The 25,658-nt window shown below is 41.8% G+C and carries 22 protein-coding genes; 4 read left to right on the forward strand and 18 right to left on the reverse strand.

The window, feature by feature from the left end:
* Positions 1–2: 2 nt before the first annotated feature.
* The 4 genes from LJD61_RS18625 to LJD61_RS18640 form a co-directional block, all read right to left on the reverse strand.
* On the reverse strand, positions 3–848 hold the full coding sequence (locus LJD61_RS18625; RefSeq protein ID WP_255229076.1) for a fumarate hydratase: 846 nt from the start codon (positions 846–848) through the stop codon (positions 3–5).
* Positions 849–968: 120 nt separating this feature from the next.
* Positions 969–2,240, reverse strand: coding sequence for a M14 family metallopeptidase (locus tag LJD61_RS18630; protein ID WP_255229077.1), 1,272 nt, complete (start codon positions 2,238–2,240; stop codon positions 969–971).
* Between the two features lie 311 nt (positions 2,241–2,551).
* On the reverse strand, positions 2,552–4,027 hold the full coding sequence (locus LJD61_RS18635) for a Na+/H+ antiporter NhaC family protein (protein WP_255229078.1): 1,476 nt from the start codon (positions 4,025–4,027) through the stop codon (positions 2,552–2,554).
* A gap of 52 nt (positions 4,028–4,079) precedes the next feature.
* The gene (locus LJD61_RS18640; RefSeq protein WP_255229079.1) at positions 4,080–4,823 is read right to left on the reverse strand and encodes an SDR family NAD(P)-dependent oxidoreductase; all 744 of its coding nucleotides are present in this window, start codon (positions 4,821–4,823) and stop codon (positions 4,080–4,082) included.
* Between the two features lie 269 nt (positions 4,824–5,092).
* On the opposite strand from LJD61_RS18640, the gene alr reads away from it, so the two are divergent.
* Entirely contained in the window at positions 5,093–6,172 is a 1,080-nt protein-coding gene (gene alr, locus LJD61_RS18645; RefSeq protein ID WP_255229080.1) for an alanine racemase, read from the forward strand.
* Positions 6,173–6,244: 72 nt separating this feature from the next.
* Here alr and LJD61_RS18650 read toward each other — a convergent pair whose 3' ends face one another.
* The 3 genes from LJD61_RS18650 to nhaC form a co-directional block, all read right to left on the reverse strand.
* On the reverse strand, positions 6,245–7,870 hold the full coding sequence (locus LJD61_RS18650; RefSeq protein WP_255229081.1) for an amidohydrolase: 1,626 nt from the start codon (positions 7,868–7,870) through the stop codon (positions 6,245–6,247).
* 12 nt (positions 7,871–7,882) lie between these two features.
* Positions 7,883–9,484 (reverse strand): amidohydrolase, encoded by a 1,602-nt coding sequence (locus LJD61_RS18655; protein WP_255229082.1) that lies wholly within the window; start codon positions 9,482–9,484, stop codon positions 7,883–7,885.
* A 163-nt stretch (positions 9,485–9,647) separates the two neighbouring features.
* Complete coding sequence (gene nhaC / locus LJD61_RS18660) at positions 9,648–11,084, reverse strand: Na+/H+ antiporter NhaC (RefSeq protein WP_255229083.1); 1,437 nt, start codon at positions 11,082–11,084, stop codon at positions 9,648–9,650.
* 483 nt (positions 11,085–11,567) lie between these two features.
* Here nhaC and LJD61_RS18665 point away from each other — a divergent pair, with 483 nt between their 5' ends.
* Positions 11,568–12,062: a hypothetical protein gene (locus tag LJD61_RS18665; protein ID WP_255229084.1), complete on the forward strand. Its 495-nt coding sequence runs from the start codon at positions 11,568–11,570 to the stop codon at positions 12,060–12,062.
* Positions 12,063–12,148: 86 nt separating this feature from the next.
* Complete coding sequence (locus LJD61_RS18670; RefSeq protein WP_255229085.1) at positions 12,149–13,783, forward strand: carbon starvation CstA family protein; 1,635 nt, start codon at positions 12,149–12,151, stop codon at positions 13,781–13,783.
* 30 nt (positions 13,784–13,813) lie between these two features.
* Here the strand turns inward: LJD61_RS18670 and LJD61_RS18675 are convergent, their stop codons facing one another.
* The 6 genes from LJD61_RS18675 to LJD61_RS18700 all read right to left on the reverse strand — a co-directional run bounded on the left by LJD61_RS18675 (position 13,814) and on the right by LJD61_RS18700 (position 20,348).
* Positions 13,814–14,599, reverse strand: a complete 786-nt coding sequence (locus LJD61_RS18675) for an undecaprenyl-diphosphate phosphatase (protein ID WP_255229086.1) — start codon at positions 14,597–14,599, stop codon at positions 13,814–13,816.
* Between the two features lie 191 nt (positions 14,600–14,790).
* Positions 14,791–16,308: an SH3 domain-containing protein gene (locus LJD61_RS18680; RefSeq protein ID WP_255229087.1), complete on the reverse strand. Its 1,518-nt coding sequence runs from the start codon at positions 16,306–16,308 to the stop codon at positions 14,791–14,793.
* A gap of 128 nt (positions 16,309–16,436) precedes the next feature.
* Positions 16,437–17,387 carry a polyprenyl synthetase family protein gene (locus tag LJD61_RS18685; protein ID WP_255229088.1) on the reverse strand — a complete coding sequence of 317 codons (951 nt, stop codon included), beginning with the start codon at positions 17,385–17,387 and terminating at the stop codon, positions 16,437–16,439.
* A 3-nt stretch (positions 17,388–17,390) separates the two neighbouring features.
* Positions 17,391–17,915: a Gx transporter family protein gene (locus tag LJD61_RS18690; protein ID WP_408615865.1), complete on the reverse strand. Its 525-nt coding sequence runs from the start codon at positions 17,913–17,915 to the stop codon at positions 17,391–17,393.
* Positions 17,916–17,918: 3 nt separating this feature from the next.
* A complete protein-coding gene (locus LJD61_RS18695; RefSeq protein ID WP_255229097.1) occupies positions 17,919–18,308 on the reverse strand; it encodes a NusG domain II-containing protein in 390 nt (129 codons plus the stop codon).
* A 270-nt stretch (positions 18,309–18,578) separates the two neighbouring features.
* Complete coding sequence (locus LJD61_RS18700; RefSeq protein ID WP_255229090.1) at positions 18,579–20,348, reverse strand: FAD-dependent oxidoreductase; 1,770 nt, start codon at positions 20,346–20,348, stop codon at positions 18,579–18,581.
* Positions 20,349–20,893: 545 nt separating this feature from the next.
* Between LJD61_RS18700 and LJD61_RS18705 the strand changes: the two genes are divergently transcribed.
* Positions 20,894–21,943, forward strand: a complete 1,050-nt coding sequence (locus tag LJD61_RS18705) for an FAD:protein FMN transferase (RefSeq protein WP_255229091.1) — start codon at positions 20,894–20,896, stop codon at positions 21,941–21,943.
* A 250-nt stretch (positions 21,944–22,193) separates the two neighbouring features.
* On the opposite strand, the gene spoVAE is transcribed toward LJD61_RS18705, so the two are convergent.
* From spoVAE to LJD61_RS18730, 5 genes are all read right to left on the reverse strand, one after another.
* The gene (spoVAE, locus tag LJD61_RS18710; protein ID WP_255229092.1) at positions 22,194–22,547 is read right to left on the reverse strand and encodes a stage V sporulation protein AE; all 354 of its coding nucleotides are present in this window, start codon (positions 22,545–22,547) and stop codon (positions 22,194–22,196) included.
* A gap of 12 nt (positions 22,548–22,559) precedes the next feature.
* On the reverse strand, positions 22,560–23,567 hold the full coding sequence (spoVAD, locus tag LJD61_RS18715; protein WP_255229093.1) for a stage V sporulation protein AD: 1,008 nt from the start codon (positions 23,565–23,567) through the stop codon (positions 22,560–22,562).
* A complete protein-coding gene (gene spoVAC / locus LJD61_RS18720) occupies positions 23,564–24,046 on the reverse strand; it encodes a stage V sporulation protein AC (RefSeq protein ID WP_255229094.1) in 483 nt (160 codons plus the stop codon). Before spoVAC ends, spoVAD begins: the two co-directional genes overlap by 4 nt.
* 74 nt (positions 24,047–24,120) lie before the next feature.
* Entirely contained in the window at positions 24,121–25,269 is a 1,149-nt protein-coding gene (locus tag LJD61_RS18725; protein ID WP_255229095.1) for an amidase domain-containing protein, read from the reverse strand.
* 89 nt (positions 25,270–25,358) lie between these two features.
* Positions 25,359–25,550, reverse strand: a complete 192-nt coding sequence (locus LJD61_RS18730) for a hypothetical protein (protein ID WP_255229096.1) — start codon at positions 25,548–25,550, stop codon at positions 25,359–25,361.
* Positions 25,551–25,658 lie beyond the last annotated feature (108 nt).

Raw genomic sequence — 25,658 nt, forward strand, 5'->3', positions numbered from 1 at the left:
CGCTATATCACTGCTTCTTTATGCCTTGCAGCATGGCACTGGATATTTACGGCTACAGGCAAACTGGCTATATGGGCAGGAAAGGTCTCTATATGCACAGCCAGAGCGGTGATCCTGCCCCCAAAGCCCTGAGGACCGATCCCCAGATCGTTTATTTCCTCAAGCAGCTCTCTTTCCAGTTCTGCTGTCTGAGGGTGGGAGCTGTGTTCTCCTACCGTGCGCAAAAGCGCTTTCTTGGCTATCAAAGCAGCCTTTTCCATAGTTCCTCCTATGCCCACTCCCACTATTATCGGCGGGCAGGGGTTGGGACCTGCTTTATCCACCGTGTCCAGGACAAAACGCTTTATGCCCTCGATTCCGTCAGAGGGCTTTAACATGGCCAGAGCGCTCATATTTTCACTGCCTCCGCCCTTTGGAGCCATTATGATCCTTACCTTATCCCCTTTTATAATGGCAGCATGGATTATTGCAGGTGTGTTGTCCCCTGTGTTTTTCCTTGATAAAATGGGATCGTCAACACAGGATTTCCTCAGATACCCTTCTTTATATCCCCGCCTGACTCCTTCGTTTATGGCTTCGTTGATGTCTCCGCCTGTAAGCCTCACATCCTGGCCTATTTCTATGAAGACCACCGCCAATCCGGTATCCTGGCAGATTGGAACATGCTTGCTGCGCGCAATTTCCTGATTATCTAAGATATCCCTGAGTATTTCTTTGCCCAAGGGAGATTCCTCTTTTGCCGCTGCATCCTGCAGCGCCTTCTTCACATCATCCGGAAGATAATAGTTGGAATCTATGCATAATCTTTCTACAGCATTTGTAATTATTTCAACGCTTATTTCTCTCATTGGCCTCTCTCACCTCAGCATATATAGCATTAACGGTTGATATCATATATATTTATTATATATGATCAAAGATTCAAATTATATATAATTATACAAAAAAACCGCTGGATGATCCAACGGTTATTGTATTACTGAAGCTAAAAGCAGCAGGCCTTCATTGTCATTATAGATTGCCGGAAGCTGGGAGATAGGAAGCGGATTTGTTCCCCTGCCTACTTCTATGGTGTAGCCCGGCCTTCTATAATCCTGTATGAACCAATCCTTATAGCCTGCATAGGATGCTATGCCCGTGGTTTGATCCAGTGCATAGCCGCTGGCACTCGACAATGCCCGGCCGATCCTCAATGCTTCCGGCGGAGCCAAATTCATGAAATTCCAATAGATTACCTCACCTTGACTATGATATGCCAATACAAGCCTGGGATCAATCGCCAGCGTAAAGTCTCTTACTGCTCTCGTTTCCGGTTCCGAAAACGGTCCCGGGCCGGAATATCTGGTCGGCCCTGGGCCATATACCCCGTACAATGGTTCAGCGTCCTTTGATTGCTGCCAAGCTGCGTCATAGTTATGGTTAAGATCCACTCCCCTTATATTTGCCTGCCAAACCTGAGAAAAAGGCCTTCCTGTATTGTTCCATTGAAGCAATTGGTTATAATAGGGATTATCTCTCTGCAGTCCGTTCAGCACCAGGTCTACTCCGTCGGGATTTACCATTGGCAGGATGTATATGGTGCTCCTGTCAAACAGTCTCCTTATATCATAGCCTCTTATGGCACGGCTCTCTGCATAAGCTTTTGCATAGTTTTCAACAAACTTCATCAGCAGAGGAGTTGTGATCCATTCCAATGCGTGGTGGGCCCCATTATAAAACACTCTATTGGGCCCGTTGCCAAGCTTTATATAGTACAGTTCCTTGCCAAGGACGCTTTGCCCGGCAGAACCGGTTTCCAAGAACGGATATAGCCGCGTTAGTCCGGTTATATCTCTTTCAAGTATATCATAGGTATAGTCTATACGGGTGTCCACCACATCAAGCCATGGCACCAGGATTCTTCTCCCAATCTGGAGGCTTTCCGGTATCAGTCCCGGATTTGCGGTCAGTATTCTGTCAACACTGGTCCCGTAGTTAAGCGCGATGCGGTATAATGTATCACCGGATCTTATGGTATATACGGAATAGCCCATAAGCAAAGGCTCCATCACACTGAAGGTCATAGGACCGACTATTCCGTCAGGTGTAAGGCCGTAAGCTCTCTGGAAGGCCATTACGGCATTTGCTGTTCCATAGCCAAATATGCCATCTATTGCGCCGGTATAGTATCCCAATCTTTGGAGCAAGGATTGAACTTCCTTTACATCTGTCCCACGGGAACCTATTCTCAACGTTCTCACAACATCACCTCACAAAAACTGCATAGAACCTGTTTAGTATCTGTGGGTGCTTGAGATTTTGAGCAGATTTTTCGTCAGACAAGACAAATTTTCGCAGGAATACTTGGGGTATTCCAAGAAAATTTATCGCAGTATGGCGGAAAATCCGCCAAAAGATCAAGTGCAAGTAGATACTAAACAGGTTCTTAATACTATTATCAGTTTATGCAGGATACAGCTTAAAGTGATATAATTTTTTCACAATAAAATGCTGCATAAAATGTTATTGCCATTTTATGCAGCACGGTGTGATTTATGAGGTTTTATAGATATTATCCTTGAACATTCCCTGTTTTTACAGAGGTTGATTTTTTCTTCAACCTGACCTGAGGCTCTGAGGGCAGCTTGAACAGCGGTATAAACCTATCCCATCCGGTTATGGTCAATATCAAAATAGAGAATACGGCTACAAATGCCATAAAATTATATTTCATAATATCAAAAGGAGTAAATGCATGAAGCGGATATACAGCCATACATACGGCTACATAGAATCCCATATAGCAGTGCCATGGAACCAGCTGGGAGCCGAAAACACCCATAGCATCCGAGAATGTTGAGTTTCTGAGCCTTAATTTATACATATCCTCTTCGCTCGCTTCTACATTTTCATCTGTCATTTCTTTTATGATCGGGCCTATTGTTACAATCTGCGCCATTTCGTCAGCCAGTGCAGCATTGCCTATCAAGCACATAATTCCATTGTAAAACATCAGTTGCCTTACGCTTCTAGAAATTTTCAGCACAAAATTTGATATAGGTTCAAAGGCTTTAATGCTCCTCATTATGCCTCCAAAGGCACCGATCCAGAGCATCATTACAACAGACCAGCTTCCGGCACTTTCAAAGCCTGCCTGCACCAATTCCAAAAAGCTGCCGACGGACTCTACAGTACCTGCAAACAATCCAAATATAAGGGCTGATACGATACCGGTACCAAGGCATATCATCGTAGGAACTCCCTTAAATGCAACAGCTATTACTATGATCATAGGAATTACCATAAAATATGGGACTCCTGACCTTACCTGCTCCAGCAATGTTACTGCTGCAGGCCTTACTTCTGCCAATCGCTCGAACACGTCCGGGGTTATTTGATTTATGGCTTCTGCTGCATTGCCCACTTCTGAAGGCAATCCCATAGCCAGCCCTACTACATAGAAAAGGATTCCGGCAATCACCAAACAAGTTGCAGACCACACTCCCTGGTGTCTGACCCTGTCAGTAACATTAACCTTTTGCAATCCGGAGCTTACCACAGTTGTATCAGATATCAGTCCGATATTGTCTCCGAAGCAGGAGCCGCCTGCGATTGCAGCAACTGTAAGCAATATATTGCCTCCGACTATATGATTAAGCCATAGGAATACAGGCGCACAGGATGCAAAGGTGCCCCAGGAAGTACCTGTTGCAATTGATAGGAAAGCAGTAACCATAAATCCGACAACAGCCACGGATTTAGCCGTTACTCCAAGCTTCAAAGATATAATAATGATAGAGGCTCCTACCCCTGTAGCCATAAAGGTTTCTGCAACTGCATAAGCAAACATCAATATGAAAAATACCACAATCATTTCCTTTACGGCAGTAAAACCATTTTCCATTATTTCATCATATTTATGCTTTTCTGTTATAGCGGCTACAACTGCTGCATAAATTGTGGCCAATGGAGCCGCCATAACCAAATCCATCCCTGAAATCATCAAACCTGCCAGTAGAAAAATAGGAGTAATCTTAAAAAATGCCATTTTATAACCTCCTCATTATTGTTAGTAATTTCGGTATCATTGCAATTACTTTTTAGGCAGTTTCTCCGCCGTCAATGGGTATGTGCTGACCGGTGATGTAGCTTGCTTCGTCTGATGCCAGGAATGCGAACAACGCGGCTACCTCTTCGGGAGCGGCATGTCTCTTCATGGGTATGCCCTGATTTACTTTTTCAAGCATTTCTTCCGTATATTCCGCCTTCTGCATCGGGGTCAGAACATAACCCGGGCATATGGAGTTTACTCTGATATAAGGCGCATATTCCAATGCCAGAGTCCTTCCCAGGAGTATGACTCCTGCCTTTGAAGCATTATAGTCGGCATAATATGGGTGAGCCTCCATGCCATTGGTTGATGCGGTAAACAAAATCACGCCGGATTTTTGCTTTTCCATCCTGTTCAGCGCTTCCTTGGAGCAAAGGAACATTCCTCCGAGATTGATGCCCATAACCTTTGACCACTGTTCAAAATCTGTGTCTTTCACGAGATTTCTCACGCTTATTCCCGCATTGGATATCAGCACGTCTATGCCGCCGATGATTTCATCCACCTTCAAAAATCCTTCCTTTACGCTTGCAGGATCGCTTACATCGACTCTCACTCCTCCTGTTAAGTCCGGGTTGTCTTTCAAAACCTTCTTCAGAGCGTCTTCATTCCAATCGAATATGACAACTTTTGCTCCCTCTTTGGCAAAACGTTTGGCTGTTGCAAAGCCTATGCCGCTTGCTCCGCCGGTGACTACAACCCTTTTCCCTTGAAATTCATCATACTTAGCCATTATGATCCCCCTTTCTTAACTTTATTTAGTTTACGATGTTGCATAAAACATGCCAAATCTATTATATCATAGTCATAAGCATATTTAAGCATTTTCAGGCTGTCTTTATTGAATATTCCGCAAATTCATGCCATATATGGCAAACTATTTGTCATGCAATTCACAATTTATGCAATATTAATGCCCATTTCTCGGCTTGATTCCAGTATAAGCCTTGGCATGATGATTGCAATAATTATATATATTTATTGATATAGGAGGAAATAAGCATGAGCGATCATTCTCGCCCGACATGGATGGAAATAAATCTGGGCAACCTTGCATACAACTGCAGAGAAGTCAGGAAGCTGGTAAGACCTGAGACCATGATAATGGGAATAGTAAAAGGGAATGCCCAGGGGCACGGAGCAGTAAAGGCAGGGGAGGTTATGCTGAAAAACGGTATTGACCGGTTTGGAGTAGCCATGTTATCAGAGGCTGTCGAGCTCAGAAAAGCATATAAGGAAGTTCCTATCCTGATACTTGGCTATACACCGGCATACCAGGCCAAAGAAGTGATAGAAAATGAAATAACTCAGACAATCTATTCCTACGAGTCGGCAGAAGCTTTTTCCAGGGCAGCCGCAGAGCTTGGGAAAACTGCAATATTCCACATCAAGCTTGATACCGGGATGAACAGGATCGGCATGAAGGCTGATGAAGAATCGATCGATGAAATAATTAAGATATCAAAACTTCCCAATATATTCATAGAAGGCATATTTACACATTTTGCCGTTGCAGATGAAGACAGAGCCTTCACATATAAACAAGCGGAAAGATTTAATCATGTAGTGGAGGAGTTAAAAGTAAGGGGCCTGAAAATTCCCATAAAACATGTGTCAAATAGTGCCGCCATAATGGATATGCCCGGATTGAACTATGATATGGTAAGGGCGGGCAGAATCCTGTTAGGCTATTGCCTTGAGCATGAGGCCAAAAAGAATGGTATAGGATTGAAAAGGGTCATGTCCTTATATACTGAGATATGCCATGTCAAAGAAATAGAAGCAGGTGAGGGCATCAGCTACGGTTTGAGATACAAAGCCGGCAAGAGAACAAAAGTGGCCACCCTTCCCATAGGGTATGGGGACGGATTTACCGGTACAGGAAGGATATTGATTTTGGTAAAAGGCCATCCTGTGAAAGTTATAGGAAGAATAACCATGGATATGACTATGGTCGATGTATCCGGGCTTGATGCTGCAGTCGGCGACAATGTAGAAATATGCCCGGAGCAATGGGAGGATTTTATGACTTTGGACATATTGATGTGGATCAGCCCCAGAATACCCAGGGAATATATTTGAAGAAAAATATATGCTGCATAAAATACTATCAACATTTTATGCAGCATATATGGCTTATGAAATGGTAAAATATCAGGCTTGAGCGAACACGACTTTGCCGCCGACAATTGTCATTTCAACTTTTATATTTTGAATATCGTCAGGATTTATAGCATATATATCCTCTGAAATAATTACCATGTCTGCATACTTGCCCGGTTCAATGGAACCTTTCACATTTTCTTCAAAGGACGCATAAGCCGAACCCATTGTAAATCCATAAAGAGCCTGGTCGATCGTCAGCCTCTGTTCAGGCAGCCAGCCGTCCTCCGGATATCCTTCATAATCCTTTCTTGTGACTGCAACATAAATGTTCTTCATCGGATTCAGCGAATCCACAGGGCAATCTGATGATATGGCTACATGGACACCATTATCAGCTAAATACCTATAATTATATGTGGTTTTTGACCTTTCCTTTCCCACCCTGTCTTCAATCATATGCAGATCATTATTCAAGCATATGGGTTCGGCATAAGCTATGACATTTTGTTCTTTGAATTTCTCGAGCAGCACTTCATCTGTGATCTGCAAGTGTATAATTCCAAATCTCGGATCCTCTTTTGGGTTTTGTTCCTGAGCCTTCTTGAAGGCCTCAAAGCACATATACATCGCTCCATCGCCTATTGCATGTGTTGCTATCTGCATTCCGCCATTGTGGGCAGTTATGACCAATTCATTCAACTCGTCCTGAGTGAACACGCTTATTCCCTTTGTCGAGGGGTCATCTGCATAGGGGTTGCATAGGTATGCTGTTCTTGCTCCCAACGACCCGTCCGTCAATAGCTTTAAGGGGCCGATTTTGAAATATTCATCACCCTGGCCGGTTTTATATCCAAGGCTCAAGAATTGTTTTAATCTTTCGATCTGGGGCAGCAGGCATTGCTCATATACTCTAACCGGCAAGGCCCCTTCTTTTGCAAGCTCCTTATATGCCTTTATTATCTTTTGATAATCCTTGCTTGCAAAGGTTTCAAAATCATCGGTCTGAATCGAAGTCACCCCATAACCGGCAGCTATCCGGGCAGCATCCTTCAGCATTGCTTTCATATCTTCCACGCTGGCATCCGGTATGATTTCATATATCATATATCTTGCCGTCTCTCTGAACATCCCCAGAGGTTCACCCTTTTCATCCACATCAAAATGTCCGCCCAACGGCTGAGGCGTTTTGCTTGTGACACCCGCTCGCTCTATTGCCATGGTATTTGCCGCCACGGCATGTTCGCAGATTCTTGTAAAGCATATGGGATGTTCAGTGGAGATCCTATCCAGATCATGCCTGGTGAGTTCTCTTTTTTCTTCAAATAAAATTTGATTCCATCCTCTTCCCAAAATCCATTCTCCTGGTTTTGGTTTATTTTCTTTTATAAAGCTCTTCGCTCTCTCAATAATTTCATCAATTGATTTGGCACCGCTGCAATCAACCTTTTTCAAGCTGTATGCATAATTCAACAAGTGCATATGACTTTCATTAAAACCCGGCAATACCATTTTACCCTTCAAGTCGATGACTCTTGTATCATCGCTCCTTAAAGAAAATATTTCATCATCTTTTCCGGCTTTAACAATCCTTCCATCCTCTATAGCCACAGCTTCCGCAATTGTTCTCGAAGAATCCATGGTAACAACTTTGCCGTTCATTAAAATCAGATCCATACAATCACCTTCTTATTTATTGTCCTTTTTGTCAGCATCATAGACCAGTTTGCCATCAATATATGTCTTTAGAACTGTGACATCTTTTATCTCATCAGGATCGATTTCAAATAGATCCTCAGATGATATAATAAAATCAGCTAATTTCCCTTTCTCTATTGAACCTTTAATATTTTCCTCGAAAGAAGCATATGCTGCACCTTCAGTAAAGCCACTGACAGCCTGTTTTACAGTTAGCTTTTCATCAGGATACCAGCCGCCTTCAGGATGTCCATTCAGATCCTTCCTTGTGACTGCAGAATAAATTCCATATACAGTATCCGGCAATTCTACCGGACTATCTGAACCTAATGCCACTTTTATGCCTTTTTCTAAGAGAGTCCTCCAATTATATGATCTTATGACTCTGCTATGCCCGAGCCTTGCCTCAGCCATATGTATGTCATAATTTAAGAATATTGGCTGTACATTAGCAATGATATCCAGTTTCTTAAACTTATCAATAATCTCATCATCAGTAATTTGGCAATGAATTATGTTGCAACGCAAATCCTTACCTTTTAATGTTTGAGGCAGCTTTTCTATAGATTCTATAAGCATATGAGTAGATTTATCACCTATTGAATGTGCTGCAATTTGCATTCCTGATTCAGCCGCAAATTTGATCAGATCATCCAGCTTCTCTTGTGTATATTGAGGAATTCCGGTTTTAGTTTCATCATCACTGTATGGTTCTTTTAAGTATGCTGTTCTCGTGCCTAAATTTCCATCTGCAAGTATCTTCAGCGGACCTATTTTGAAATGTTCATTCCCTTTGCCTGTCCTGTAGCCTTTATTGGTAAAAACCTTCAGCTCTTCCACGGATGGAAGCAAGCATTGTTCGTATATTCTAATAGATAACTTTCCTTCATCGTTCATTTCTGTGTAAGCATCGATAACATCCTGCCATTTTACTCCCGGAAGCATAAAATCGTCAGTTTGTGCAGAAGTTATTCCTCTTGATAATAAATATTTTGATGCTATTTCTATATATTTCTTAATAGTATCTTTGGTCACAGCAGGGAGTTGGGCATAAACATATTTCATAGCACTTTCTCTGCAGATTCCAGTAGGTATTCCATTTTCATCTATATCAAATATCCCATTTTCTATTTTATTATTATCCTTGTTAATACCGATGCTATCCAGTGCTCTGCTGTTTATGACGCACATGTGATAGCAGCCTCTTGTCAGGCATATATTATGCTTGGCAGAAATCTTATCTAAATCACTGCGTGAAGGGAGCTCCTTAACGTCAAAATAATCCTCATTCCATCCTTTTCCGGTGACCCATGCTCCGGATGGGATACTATTTTCAGAAATATAGCGCTTTACTTTACCGATCAACTCTTCTTTTGATTTTACTCCTGCAAGGTTGCATTCGTATAAATTAGCTCCAAGCATGGCTAAATGCATATGGCTATCTATAAATCCCGGATACACCGCTTTATTTTCTAAATCTATAATACTGTCAGCCTCGTTTATATAATCGGACATCTCCTCATTTGCGCCAATCTTCTCAAACTTCCCATCTTTGATATACATGGCTTCAGCTACCATATCATCTTTATTCATCGTATATATTTTCCCGTTTAGTAGTATTAACTTCAATATGATCACGTCCTTACAAATATAAACTATATTAGCAAGAATAGCTCTTACCTTCATATGGCATAAAGCATCCCTAAAGATAAGGAGCTATCCCTCCTATATAGTATAATCAAATTATTTCTTAAGGCTAATTATCAGCTATTCCCTCTTTAGCATCAATAGGTCTATACGTCTTATTGCTATATATCGCCCCAGTCTTCCATTGGAACAAACCCAGCCATGCAAATATAATAGCGACCAATGGGGAAATCCAATTCAAGAAAGCATAGGGCAGATAAGATATGGTAGGTACGCCTAAAGCGCCTGCAAAGAACAATGCGCATAGATTCCACGGAACTAAAGGTGAAGTCATGGTTGCCGAATCCTCCAATGTTCTGGATAGAGTCTGAGGCAGCATATCCTTATCTTTGTATGCCTGAAGATACATCCTTCCTGTCAGAACAAGAGACATATATTGGCTTGAGGTGACTATATTCAGACCAATTGCGGTGAGCACTGTTGAAGTAACCAATGAACCCACGCTCTTTGTTAGAACTTTGAATTTTTCAAGAAGTACGCTGAGCACCTGTGTTTTTTCAAGTATGGCACCATAAGGCATAACAATCAAGGTCAATGTAACTGTATAAGCCATATTTTGCAGTCCGCCTCTGCTAAGCAATTTATCTACGGAGGCTATACCCACATTTGATGCGAATCCGGTATCCATTATCGTGGTGATTGATGATATCGTTTCTCCTTGAACGAAAACAGCAATGAGAGCTGCTATTATGGCTGAAAAAAGTAAACTGATCAGTGCAGGGACTTTTTTAATCGCAAGGATGATTACTAATATTGGTGGGATCCACACAAGGAAATTTAAATTAAAGGTTTGTTTTATCACTTCCAAGGTTGTATTTATTGAAGAAACATCCAAAGTATCGCTGCTGTACTTAGCACCTATTATCCCATATAATATCAATGCTATTATTAACGAAGGGGTGGTTGTATAAAGCATAGATTTAATATGATCGAACAGATCGCCTTCGGCAATAGCAGGTGATAAGTTAGTCGTATCGGACAAAGGCGACATCTTATCTCCAAAATATGCCCCTGATACGATTGCACCGGCAGTGATCGCAGGATTAATTCCCAGCCCTTCTCCTACAGCTATTAATGCCACCCCGATGGTTCCGCCCGTAGACCAGGAGCTTCCTGTAGAAATTGATACTACGCAGCATACAAGACATGCTGTTACCAAGAATATTTTTGGGTTTATTAATTTTAATCCCCAGTATATTATAGCCGGTACAGTTCCGCTGGCCATCCATGATCCCATGACCATACCTATAATAAACAATATCAGTACTGTTGTTATAGCCATTTTCCCGCCATCTTCAATAGAAGATATTATGAAATCCCATTTTACACCACTATATAAAAGCGCCGCTATGGCTACAGCCATTGAAATTGACATAGCTATATGGACCGGAATCCCTAAAAATCCTAGAGAAGCACCCATTATAACCAAAAGAGAAATTACAATAAATAAACATATACCAAAACTCGGACTGTTGTTTTCTTTCATTTTTAATCCTCCTCTGAGAGCATATAATAGCTCATTTTTTATAAATCTTTCGAATCATTCATTTTGTTTAAGTATAGCCGCGAAATCCTTACATCAAATCTCCTGCTCTCATTTCTGACAAAGCCAGCTATGGGAATCCTGTTTCGTCTGCAACTGCAACCCTTTTTCCTTGAAGTTCTTCATATTCAGCCACTATAATTCTCCTTTCCTGATTCTATTCAACTTATAATGTTGCACAAAACATGCCAAATCTATTACGTCATAGCCAACAGCATATTTAAGGGTTTTCAAGGATGTTTTTATTGTATAGCACATAAATCCATGCCATATATGTCAAAGTTGTTGTCATGCAATTCATAATTTATGCAATATTATGCACAGTCTTCGATATATTTGATCATGCTCATATCGATAAAAGAAGGAATTTTGAAAGAAATGGAGAAAATTTATGTAAGAGCATAATAATGTCTGGAGATGTATTAAATGGATATGATATCGTATATTGGAAATTTGTGCGAAAGGTATAGCATATATTATAATATGAGTAGAGATGTGATTATTCTAAATGAATCTATCGATATTATGGCTAAATTCAAGGATGTGCACGGAAGAACCTTCCTTGGACCTAAGGATGTGATAGATTCCTATGAAATCAATGAAATATGCTATGTTAAGCATATAGAAAACATAAATGTCATATCCCTTTCAGATTTCACCGACTTTCTGAAAAAAGCAGTTGAAAATTATGTTGAACCTAAAAGAGATCATATGTGCACATATATAACAGGCGTCGCAGTCACACAAAGCAATATCAATGATGAGCTCATACATATCATTAAGAGATTTAAATACAGCAAATCTTATTTATTCTCCCTCCACGGTTGGAGTGAAATCAGGCTTTTGGTTATTAACCCCGACAAAGAACAAATTATTACTAATAAACCTGGTAAGAAGGTAATCAAGTTCTATAGCTTTTGATGGAGGCTTGAATCAGTTTACCTGATAATATTCTCAACTCCCAATGGAGCTGGGTTTATTATAATAAAATCTTAGGGGGGTATTTTATGAACTCATTAGTACTTCTTTTATTAGGCTTGGCTTTGTTCTTCATCGCCTATGTCAGTTATGGCGCCTTCCTGGCAAAGTCCTGGGGCATCGATCCCTCCAGAAAGACACCTGCCAATGCTTTGAGGGACGATGTTGACTACTGTCCTGCCAACCCTAATGTTCTCCTGGGCCATCACTTTTCATCCATTGCAGGCGCAGGCCCTATAACCGGACCTATTCTGGCATCTGTATTCGGTTGGCTTCCGGTTTATCTTTGGATAGTGATCGGAAGCATATTCGTAGGCGGCGTCCATGACTGGGGTTCTCTATTCGCATCAATAAGGCACGAAGGAAAATCCATTGGTGAAATAATAAGAGTCAACCTCGGTCAAAAGGGAAAAATGCTTTTCAACATCTTTGCATGGCTGACACTCGTACTTGTGGTAGCAGCATTTACAGACATATGTGCAGGCACCTTTGCTTTTGATCCTGCCAAAGGGGATTTGACCGGAGCAAGGGCTGGTACTGCATCGGTTCTATTTATTTTCTTAGCAATGGGCTTTGGTTATTTTGTTTACAGAAAAGGAGCAAGGCTCAGTGTTTCTTCGGTTATCGGCGTAGCTCTTTTATTCTTCTGTATTTTCTTAGGCTATAGCTTCCCTGTTCTCAAGCTTTCCAAATTGGCCTGGAATGTGATCCTCATAATTTACATCTTTGCCGCATCGACATTGCCCGTATGGCTTCTCCTTCAGCCAAGAGATTATTTATGTTCCTTCTTGCTTTATGCGATGCTGATAGGGGGAGTAATAGGAGTATTTCTCGTCAGACCGGAAATAGTCATATCAGCTTCCAACGGCTTCACAATCGGCGAAGGCAGCAAGGCCCAGTATCTGTTCCCCATGCTGTTTGTAACGGTCGCTTGCGGTGCTATATCAGGCTTTCATTCCCTCGTAGGCTCGGGAACAACCTCAAAGCAGATAAACAATGAAAAGGATTCCAAGCTCATTGGCTACGGCGGAATGCTTATAGAGGGAGTAGTCGCTATTTTGGCATTGATTTCAGTAGCTGCATTTAAAGATGCAGCCGGAACCCCGGCAATCATATTCTCCTCGGGGATTGCCACCTTTATGAATAGCTTCGGCCTTCCCGTTGAAGTAGGAAAAGTATTTGTAATCCTTGCCTTCTCAGCCTTTGCTTTGACCAGCCTTGATACGGCAACCAGAATCGGAAGATATGTTTTCCAGGAATTCTTTGATAAACCGGATGGAACCACAGAAAAGACCAACGGCTCAAATATGTATGTTGCTACTGCCGTCACAGTTGCTGCTTCATGCCTTCTTCTCCTTTACGGCTACTCCAAGATCTGGCCTATTTTCGGATCGGCAAATCAGCTTCTGGCCGGGCTATCCTTGCTGGCACTGACAGTCTGGTTTGCAAACACCGGAAAGGATTACATGATGACTATGATACCCATGATATTCATGTTTGCAGTCACATTGTCCGCCCTGGTAATACTCGTTAAAAACTTCTTTGCAGCAGGGAATATCATACTTGGCGTTCTTGCCGTTGTCCTGTTTGTGCTGGCTGTATACTTGATCTACACTGCGGCACATACAATGAAGGAAAAGAAGTCCAAGAACTTAAGCGCATAATAAATGGGGGCTGCTGCCCCCATTTATATTTTAAAAGAATATATGTGTCAAATACTGATCTATCAATATCAATGCGCCTAATGCAAATACATAATAAGAAAAATATCTCATCTTGCCCTTCTTTAATACATTCAACATATATCTGATGGATATGTATCCGAATATAACCGCAAATATGAAGCCTGCTCCCAAGCTCATAGAATCCAGGTTTCCTACCCCTGCTTCCAGCACATCCTTCATATCAAATACCGCTGCCCCAAGTATGGCAGGTATTGACAGCAGAAATGAAAATCTGGCTGCAAAATCCCTGTCCATATGCCGGAATAATGCTCCCGATATGGTAAGGCCCGATCGTGATACAGCCGGCAGTATTGCCGCCCCCTGCATCAAGCCGACAAAAGCCGCATCCAGCAAGCTGGTTTCTTCCGCATCCTTATATCCCTTTCTCAAGCTGTCTGCAAAGTACAGCACCAGTCCGGTTATAAAAAATTCAAAGCCTAATGTGTTGCCGCTGGCAAACACCTTCTCAAAAAAGTCCTTGAAGGCCACTCCAATGATAGCTGTAGGTATAGTCCCCGCAATAAGCAGCAGTGTGAGCCTTTGGAAGGGTCTTCTCAGTATTGAGGCTATATCTTTCCAAAAAACCGCAAATACTGCCGCAAGAGTCCCCAGATGAACCACTATGCCGAAGGTCAGTGAGGGCTCAGCCACTCCAAATATCTTTTGAAAAAGCACCAGATGGCCGGAGCTGCTGATAGGCAAAAACTCTGTAATACCTTGTATGATCCCGAGCAATATGGCTTGAATGAAAGTCATTTCGTCAACCCCTCTTCCTTATGATTTTTGTTGTCTTAACTGATAACAATTGCAAATGCCCTGGGGCACTGGACTTAGTCGCCCTTGGACACTCACTGCCTATAGCGGTGGGAGTCTTAGGGCGAGTTAGTTCAGTGCTGCACTCTTATATCAGTTAAGACAACTACGCCTAATTAAATTTATTGCACAAATCAATCTTTTTTTAGCAGTACTCCTGCGATATAGCCTTCCGTTTCTTTATCCAAAAGTCTCACCTTATACCATCTGTATCCCGATGAAAGGCCTCCGTCTTCGAGTATACGGACCCTTTCGCCCGCAGCCAGCTTGGTTATCACACCGTCGGAAGAAAGGTTGGGGGAGTTCCTCAATTTGCTGCCTTCCACCTTTACAGCAGCCTCATCACCTGCATTCAACTCGTATCCGGTGGTTTGTCTAACAGAAAGCTTATCCCCTAATTCATATATCTTGCCTCTGGCGGGCAGGCCGTCGCTGTCGAAGCCATGGGCTGAAATTTTATCCGCTGTAAAATATTCTTTATTGAAGCCTTTGATATTGTTAAACACTCTTTCTTGATAAGCTCCCTTCCAGGATGATCCGGGCATATTGACCTTGCTATATCCGTTGTAAGCCATAACAGCAAAATACCAGTTTTCCAGCACATCCGGATTCATATCCGATACTTTGGGCAAAGCTCCGCCGAAGCTGGAAAGCCATTTATCATAAAGTATCTTAGCCCCGACACGTATATCGAATTCGGCGTCGGTTTTCATCCTTTCAATATTCTCCGGGCCAAAGGTTTCCCCCGTGTATTGTATGGTTATAGAACCGTTCATAGGGGTTACCTGCATAATACCGATTCCGCCGTCAAAGGATATGACGGGTTCGCCCCAGACAAACTGCTGTCCCCGGCTTTCTATGTAGGCAATAGAGCTTATTATCTCATAGGGAACGCCTTCCTCTGCAGATATTTTTTTCAACAGCTTGTCGGTTTCTTCCTTGCTTATGCCATAGTATTTAAAAGGCCCCTCTGAGGCTTTATATGAGTATTTTCCGTCTTCTATAGCAAAATAAGCCTTTGTGTAGCTTACGGCTTCTCCCGCTTCATCATATGAAACGGACTTTTTCATTATTCTTCCGTCCTCAGTTATTCTAAGCTCGCCTATGTTATAGCCCTGAAGGCCTTCACCCAATACTTCTTTAATTTTATTCTGGCTTACCTCCAATATATACCATCTGTTTATGAAGCCGCTTTCCTTTTCCTTGAAAATAGGTATCATTTCCATTATCCCGTTCTTGTTTATATCTGAATTCAATATGTAGGATATATCCAGCGATTCACCCTTCAGCGGCTTCTTCCAGGATGAAAATAATCGCATTTTTTCCTTCTCCATACCAAACAGCAGGAATTGAACCTCATCAGCATTTTTATCCAAATTTACGAGCAAAGCTTCCTTTTTCCCGTCTCCATTAAAATCTGAAATGGAGCATTGGAATAATCCTTCATATGCTTTGTCTCCAAGCTTTACATTGATTCCTTTTCCCTTTGCCACTTCTATCTTCAGGTCTGCCGCCCCATCATCATTTAAATCCCGCTCGGCATAAACCTCCGTCTCCCGGTTCCATACCTCTGCAGTATTATCACAAAACATGGGAGTATACAGCATTGCCGATAGTATTGCTGCAAAAGCTGCAAATTTAATCTTTTCCATTTTTACCTCCTCTATACTATCCTTTGATTCCTGCTAATGTGTATTATACCATTTTTAGACGTGTACAGCCTTATAATTGATTCAAAAATTTAAAAGGGGCAGGTGCGAGACCTGCCCATACATAAGTCCTAAAACTTTCTTTCAAGCTGTTTCCCTATTATGTCCGTTATGGCATCCTTTCCAAAGCCGTCAGGCAAAGAATCCTTGAGCTTTATAGCCCTGCTTATATACTTCATCGCAAGGCCTTTCGTCCTATCAAGGCCCCCGCTTATCTTTACACATTCCAGGAGGCTTTCGCCGCCATCTTCTTCAATAGCTTCGATGGCTCTGACGGTGCGTTCCTTGTATGCGCTTTGCAAGGAGTATATTATCGGCAAGGTGAATATCCCCTGCTTTGCATCGCTGAGCAATGGCTTGCCCACAGTTTTTTCATCACCCGTAAAGTCCAAAATATCATCTACGATTTGAAAGGCCATGCCGATATTGCTTCCGATCTTAGATAGCTTTGAGGTCATTTTTTTATCGCAGCCCGCCTTGTGAGCACCTACGCCGATGCTCAGCGAGAAAAGAGCAGCCGTCTTCCCGCCTATTCTCTTGAGATATTTTCTCACATCCACGGTTTGATCGAATTTTTGTTCATTTTGATCTATCTCGCTGTCGCATATGAAAGCAATCGCTTTTGACAGATCCTTCATCATTTCCACCTCAGCCATATCCGCTACCAGCATAAAAGCTCTGGTAAACAGAAAATCTCCGCAATATACTGCGGTGTTTTTACCCAATGCGGATTGCATGGTTTTGGTGCCTCTTCTTGTCTCTGCGTCATCTACTATGTCATCATGTATCAAGGTGGCCATATGCATTATTTCTATGGAGGTGGCAAGGGGCACGACCGTTTCGCTTTTATAATCGCCGAATGTAGATCCTATTATAGTAAGGGCAGGCCTGAGCCTTTTGCCTCCGCTTTTTACAAAGTCCTTTAAGGATGCCTCCACCATCTTGCTTCTCGTCTTTAAAGTTTTTAAAAGATGCTCCTCAACCTTATTGAGTTCCATCGCCAAAAAGTCCTTGTTCCCCAAGGCCTATGCACCCCCTATCTTCAGAATCCTCTTTACCGGCTCCACGGTAAATTCAACAGTAAAGCCTATCAAAATTCCTGTTATAACTCCTGATATCAACAGCACCGGGAGATAATAAAAAAGATGAATATTTGATATAACCAGACTTGCAACTCCAATTTGACCTATATTATGAAATACTGCTCCAACGGTGCTTATAGTAGGTATGCTGAAAATATTCTTATGCTTCAGATACATATATGCCATCACAGAGCTGCTCAGAATACCGCCTGCCAAGCTGTAGAGAAAGCTTGAAAGCCCTCCTCCGAAAAGAGAGCTCAGCAATGTCCGCAATACAACTACTATAACAGCCTCCTTGAACCCAAAAAGCATTATGGTAATGAGGCTTATTATATTTGCAAGGCCAAGCTTAACACCCGGCACAGGGACAGGCACAGGTATAACCCTCTCAATGACATGAAGAACCAAAGCCTGAGATATTAAAATGCTCAATAAAACCATTTTTCTTGTTTTGGTCAAAAATAACACTTCCTATTGAGAAACACCATCTACATCGGCTTTTTCATTGCCTTCGATGAATACCTGAACTTTATTGGGCAGGCATACGATGCTCTGACCAACCCTATCGATGACACCGGTTTTCTGGCATATTTTATCCGGGCATACTACATCAGATACATAGGCTCCTTTGCTGTCCGCCTTTATATCTATATATCTCCCCTCTTCCAGTTCAATGTGAATCAGCTTTTCACTGCTTAGGTTTCTCATGTCGACCCTTTCATATTCCTTGCCGTTTACTGAAATCACCACTGTTTTGTTCCCGGTATCCTTATATAACAGCTTCAGTCCAAAATATGATATACCCGCTATCAGTACTATCAAAAGCAGCAATATATCCCCTTTTTTCAACTTCACAATCATCACCGACCTATGTTTCTCTTTATTTAAAGCCTTATATAATTTTATTTTAATATAAGGAAAATTTCAACATTTTCTGTATATTATTCATATATCATCTGAAAAATCCCGTTACCCATTCGACACTAAACTAAACCGCCCTAAGCCCCCGCCCCTATAGGCGGCGGGTATCAAAGGGCGGTTAAGTCCAATATGGACTCGGCTAACATTTTGTGAGGGTTCCCATCCCCCACAAAATGAAGTCTCGTTCAAGGTAACGGGATAAAATCAAGATCAGTCAAAGTACCAATATCGTTCTCTTGCAAATTTTGTATTGGTCCACCATTTCTTTATCCACGGTATGACGTAATGATCCAATCCGAAGGTCCTTCCGGCTCCGCCCATCAATGTTATGGCAGCAAATACATACCAAAGTATGTCATAACCGGCCATAGCGGATAGTACGAAGTTGGCAGTCAGTCCTATGGATGCTATTGATGCAAGGAAAGTGAACAGTCCTGCTATCAAAGCCAAACCGATGAGTATTTCCATGATCACTACGGAAGTCTGGAACAGCATTGCATTTGGTGCAACCACTGTGTCCATGAACCACTGATATATTGCAGGAGGAGCCGATAATATCGGTGCCGGTCCCGCCGCTGCCTGGGAGGCTGCTGAATTTCCCGCTACTTGTATGATCTTAATATTTCCGGGCTGCAGCCATCCTTCATTGACCTTATTAATGCCTTCAATAAGCCATAGTATGCCTACATATAGTCTCAGCGGGATAAGCCACAAGGATTGAGTCCTTTGTGCCAAGTGTCCGCCGACGAAGGATCTGCGGTCTTCCATATGGAAGAATTCATGTCTCAAATAGTTCCAGATAAGTCTCAGCCCGCCTACACCCCAGAGGTAGTGCATATTTACCAGATGCTTCATCATCATGGCGAAGAAACCGGACATCTGAACTCCCATAACCTCTGCAACACAATAATGGCTGCCTACGGAAACCATAAAGCCATGAGTATTCAGCTGGAATTTTTCTTTTTCCTTCTTTTCAATGTCTGCAATTATATTCTTGGCTGCACATGCACCTGTCTGAATTGCAGTTTCAACTATCTGAGGTATGGGTCTGCCGTTTATCTCATAGTAGGCATTGTCGCCTACAGCATATACATTCTCTTTGTCAGCCGTCTGCAAATAATCATTTACTTGAACCCTGTTTCTCTTCCCTTCAGTAAAGCCTGTTTCCATGTTGAAAGAGTTGCCCTGTACTCCGCAAGTCCAGATCAATGTATCGGTTTCCATCCTGGTGCCGTCTTTAAGCTCGATACCATTTTCATCAGCTTTGACGATGGCGGCGCCTGTGAGAACCTTAACACCCTTTTTCTCCATAAACCTCTTGGCTTTCGCCTGAAGATTCGGCTTTAAAATGGGAAGTATGTTGGGCATAGCCTCAACATTGTATAAGGAAACTTCGGATTCGGGAATGTCGTGCTGCGCACAGAGAAGCTTTTTCCACTCCATGAGCTCCCCTACGACTTCTACGCCTGTGAATCCTGAGCCCGCAACGATTATAGTCAAAAGCTTCTTTCTCTTTGCAGGGTCTTTTTCTTCCCTTGCTCTCCTGAATACATCTTCAATATGCTGTCTGATTTTCAGCGCATCCTTCAAAGACCAGATGGTAAAAGCGTTCTCTTTTACTCCGGGGACACCGAAGAATGCAGGCTCACTGCCCACGCCCAAAACCAGGTAATCATATTCGTAGCTTGTCCTTTCAGAAACCACCGATTGTTTTTCATGGTCAACCTTTATTACTTCTTCAGTAACCAGTTCAACCTTTGTGGCTTTAAAAACCTGATACAGGTCTACCATAACACTTTCTTTCTGTGTTCTATGTCCTGCAATCTCATGAAGCTCAGTAAGAAGAGTGTGATATGGGTTTCGATCGATCATTGTTATTTTTACGCTGCTGTCATTCTTAAATCTTTTGTTTAAAACCTTAGCCGCTTCAACTCCGGCATACCCGGCGCCGAGAATAACAATTTTAGTTTTTGCTTCCATTTTACCCCTCCTAAGGTTAATTGATCACTGAACTAATCCGCCCTAAGACCCCCGCCTATAGAGGCGGCAGGTGCCCAAGGGCGGCTAAGTCCAGCATGGACTCGACTAACATTCAGTGGGGGCGGACCCCCTACCGAATGAAGTCTCATTCAATAAGAGATGAGACAATCCAAACCCAAATAATTCTAAAGTTAGTATAATGTCCTGGTGCAAATGTATGAGATTATAATTTCAAAATATTTTCTGTCCAAATTATATGCAGGAATTTACCATTTTCAGGTTTAAGTCTTTCTCTGTTCTCTTATTACCGGTTCTGCATGTTTGAGAATTATCTAACAACCAGAACCGCAATATCACTTGCCTACTCTACTATAGTATATAATTATTTCCGACATATTTCAATGCATATTTCTTTCAAAACAGAACTTTTTTCTATCCAAAATATATTCATGAGCAAACAAATAATATTCATTTGTCTATTGGCCGATACTATGATAAAATTCTATTGTGAAAATTTATTTTATCTCATATTTGGAGGTTTGCATATGAGGCTCAGAAACCATAGATTGGTTAAAATAATATTAATATTTTCTTTGACGGCTTCTCTATTGATCGGCTGCAGTCCCAAGGAGCAGGCCAAGGCTCCTTTAACAAAGTCCAATTATCTTTTGGGCACTTTGATAGAGATAACACTGTATGACCATCAGGATGAAAAAACTATTGATGCAGCTTTCGATCGGATCAGGGAAATCGAAACCAAAATGACAATAAACAGTGAGAATCCAAGCCAGATCACCAAGCTCAACGATGCCTCAGGCTCCCATGAGGTAGAGCTCAGCGAGGATACTTTTTATGTATTGGAAAAGGGCAAATATTATTCTGAAATTTCCGGAGGAGAATTTGATATCACCATAGGTCCTATAGTCAAGCTTTGGAATATAGGCACAGAGTATGCGGCGATTCCCGATCCTCAAATTTTGGCCGACAGCCTTAAGCTTGTAGATTACAATAAGCTTACGCTTAATAAGGATAAGCTCACTGCAAAGCTTGAGGCAGAAGCTATGAAGGTCGATCTGGGCGCCATAGCAAAGGGCTATGCCGCCGATGAGGTTGCATCCATACTCAGAGATCACGGTGTGAAGCATGCCATCATCAATTTGGGCGGAAACATCCTTACCATGGGAAGCAATGTCAGCGGCAATCCGTGGAAAATAGGAATACAGGACCCATATCATCCTCGCAATGATTATATAGGCATAGTGAATGTGACGGATAAAACCGTTGTAACTTCGGGAATATATGAGAGATATTTTGAACAGGACGGAAAGAGGTATCATCATATACTCGAACCAAAAACAGGCTATCCTGCTGACAACGGCTTGGCAGGAGTCTCAATCATTGCTGACAAATCCATCGACGGCGACGGGCTATCCACCTCCGTATTCGTGCTTGGCCTGGAAAAGGGCATGAAGCTGATAGAAAGCCTGGATAATGTGGAAGCCTTGTTTATCACGACAGATAAAAAGATTTATATGACCAAAGGCTTCAAAGCAGTGTTTACACAGACCAATAACGAATATAAAGTAATGGAATAGGGAACGGAAACCACGGAAGGTCACTGATTTTTACACAGATTAGCACGGCAAGGATTTTATATTATAAGGTTCTTCACAATCAATCCACAATTTTCAATAATCCTGCTATAATTGCCGCTCCGAGTGAAGGCAGAGGTTTTGCTAAAATTAGCATTGAGATATTGGAACGGATATTATTAAAAAGCAAGAATAATACCCTCCGTGAAAATCCGTGGTTTAATCCGTGCTAATCCGTGTTCCCCGTTCCCCTTCAACCTTTCGGCTTGAATACCAATGATGCTAAAAATCCAAATATTATAGCAGATGATACTCCTGCACTAGTGAGTTTAAATATGCCTATAAGCACTCCTATAGGACCATGTTGATCAAGCTCCTCCAGGGCTCCCTTCAAAAGAGAATTGCCAAAACTGGAAATTGGCACTGTGGCTCCTGCACCGGCGAATTTTACAAGAGGCTCATATAAGCCTAAACCTCCCAGTATTGCTCCTGCTACAACAAGAGCACTCATTGTATGAGCTGGAGTCAACTTAAACACATCCATCATTATTTGACCGATAACACATATTAATCCGCCTACAATAAACGCCCAGATAATTTTTTCCAAGGTTAAACCTCCTTACATCTCAATAGCTACAGCATGTGCTATACATGGTATGGTTTCTTTCTGCTGATAGGTTAAAGGTGAATGAAGCGCTCCTGTAGCAACTGCCAGCATCTTTTTAATCTCTCCGCTTCTCATCCTATTTAAAAGATGCCCATATACAGTTACAGCAGAACTAGCACAGCCACTCCCTCCGGAAAGAACCTCCGGTTGCTTCTTACTGTCATATATCATCATGCCGCAATCTCCAAAAATCTTTACCGGAATTCTTATTCCATTCTCAAGAAGCTTATCCAGTGCAATCTTATGTCCTATAGAGCCCAAATCACCGGTCACTATTATGTCATAATAATCCGGTTCTATGTTCATATCTCTGAAATGAGCTTCTATGGTATCTACTGCAGCAGGCGCCATAGCGGCACCCATATTGAAAGGATCTGTTATTCCCAAGTCAACTATCCTCCCGATAGTTGCCGATGTAACCTTTGGCCCAACACCTTGAGATGCCAATAAGCATGCTCCTGCTCCTGTAACAGTCCACTGAGATGTGGGAGGCTTTTGTGAGCCATATTCAGTAGGATATCTATATTGCTTTTCTGCACAGCAATTGTGGCTCGAGGCTCCCGTAAGTACATATTTGACCTTTTGCCCATCAATAAAGGATGCAGCTATGGTCAATCCTTCCATGGAACTGGAACAGGCACCATATATACCTAAATAAGGAATGCCCATGGTTCGGGCAGCAAAGCTGCTTGATATTATTTGATTTATCAAGTCACCACATATCAGCATCCCTACGTCATACTTGCTAACGCCTGCTTTTTCCAGGGCTTTCATAGCTGCTTGCTCCAGCATCATCCTTTCAGCTTTCTCAAAGCTGTCCTGTCCAAGATATACATCTTCATGTATCACATCAATATCCTTAGCTAATGGCCCTTCACCCTCAAAGGGCCCAGCTATGGTTGCAGAAGATATAATAACGGGTTTAGACTCAAAAATAAAGCTTTGATTACCCTTTATCATCTGAATACCCCCATATAGTTTAATAGCATTTTTATGATGGCGACAGCAAAAGCAGAAAAAGTGCCAAATACGATCACAGGTCCTGCAATTTTAAACATATTTCCTCCTACACCTAAAACATAGCCTTCACTTCTATGCTCTATGGCTGCTGATGAAATTGTATTGGCAAAACCTGTAATAGGTACTGCAGTTCCCGCTCCGGCCCATTGAGCGATATTATCGTAGATTCCTAAGCCTGTAAGCAGTATGGATATTATTATTAGTGTTGCTGCCGTAGGATCGCCAGCATTCTTTTCTGTGAAGCCAAAATAGCGTATATACATAAGCTGAATGATTTGCCCAAAGGCGCATACGCCTCCTCCGATGACAAATGCTTTTATGCAATTCGTTAAAACAGGCCTTTTTGATTCTCTCTGCTGTGCAAAATCTTTGTACTTTTGCTGCTCCAGATTTAATTTATCATCTTTATTGCTTGACAATCATATTACCTCCCAATCAATATCCATACTTATTGTTTGCAGCAATTCATAAAAATATTAACAATTTAAAATATCTAATAACCGATATGGATCAGATGGAATTTAGTGAACTTTTCACTCCAGCCGAAGTCAAAGGGGACATGATATCGATCGCTGGTGTGGGAATTTATCATGGGATATCCTTTTGAATCCTTGGCGGTTATTATTGAAAAATGATCTATCTTGCCGTCTTTTTCGTAGCACAGCAAATCTCCAACCTCGATTTTCCCCACAATTCCTATGGGATAGTCTTCAATAGGCTTGGTCAATTCCTTATAGGTGCCCTTCTTTATCAATCTGCCCTTGCCGCTGTACAGGATATAATTCCAAAAAGCGTTGGCATTTACGAAGGCTGCGCTGCCCTGTGCTTTTCCATATTTGGGATAGGTAGCAAACCAGGTTCCGTCAAAGGGGATGCCTCCTCCTTCTTCCTTATCTCCTATGCATTGTGATACATAGTTGGTGCAATCTCCCCCAATGCCGTTATAGTCCTGATATTTAGAATTATATTTAAAATCATTGCCGCTGCCCCAGGCAATACCGCAATATTTATCAGCATATTGAGCGGCTTTTTCTCTATCATATTTTGAGTTTTGAGATTTTACCTTTGAAGCCGGAGCAGTTAGCTCAGAGCCTGCCCCTACGTACATCCCGCTATAGGAATACAAGGCTTCCTGGAGAAAATCCGTATACCAGTCCTTGCTCAGCAGCCATTTGTCATCTTTATTGACCAATCCCACGTTATGCCTTACGCCTGTGCCAAAGGTATTCACCGTCTGGTTTATGTCGTCCTTGTATATATACTCAAATTTATAAGTCTCTGTAAGAAAAACAGAATACATGCCGTCCTTTTTAGTTATTTTTCCTAAATATACAGATGATTTAATATCAATAAGCTTGATTCCCCTTGCCTCGGACCAATCATGAAGATACTTTATTCTTTTAGCTTCGTGCTCGAAGGACCAAAGTGCATATTTCCTCGATGTATCGTAGCATTCTCTTAAAGCCTTCCAATCACCGCTGATCATCGCTTTACATCTCTCATCGTATACGCTCTGAATAATGCCTGCGATTTGCTTTTCATCTAAGTCGGCGGTATCGCACCATGCAGCCTTCAAAGCAACCGATGAGAATATCAATATAAAAAATGCGGTTATTTTCCATTTTTTAAATCTCCTGTTCATTTTTATCAATCCCTTCAATGTAAAATTAAATCAGATAAATATAGTCTACTCAAAAAAATAAAAAAAATAGGCTTCACAGCCTATTTTTATCAATGGTGGGTAAACCTTTTTTTTGCAATCAACTCAAAAGCTTTTTTATAAGCTCCTTTGTCGCTTAGGTATAATCTGAATTTACCGGATAGCCTTTTATTATAAACCAATCGCTTGCAATTCAATTTATTACAGCCAATAAATCTTTCATTTTTTATTACCTCAGCATCATATCTGATGTCTCCAGACATACGCAACACCTCTTTCCGATACCATCTTACTCCTGAAATCAATTATGGTGATATTATTTTTAATGCTACCATAGTATAATATTACATGTCAAACCTGAAGATATGATT

The organism is Lutispora saccharofermentans, from assembly GCF_024363565.1.
GTDB lineage: Bacteria > Bacillota > Clostridia > Lutisporales > Lutisporaceae > Lutispora > Lutispora saccharofermentans.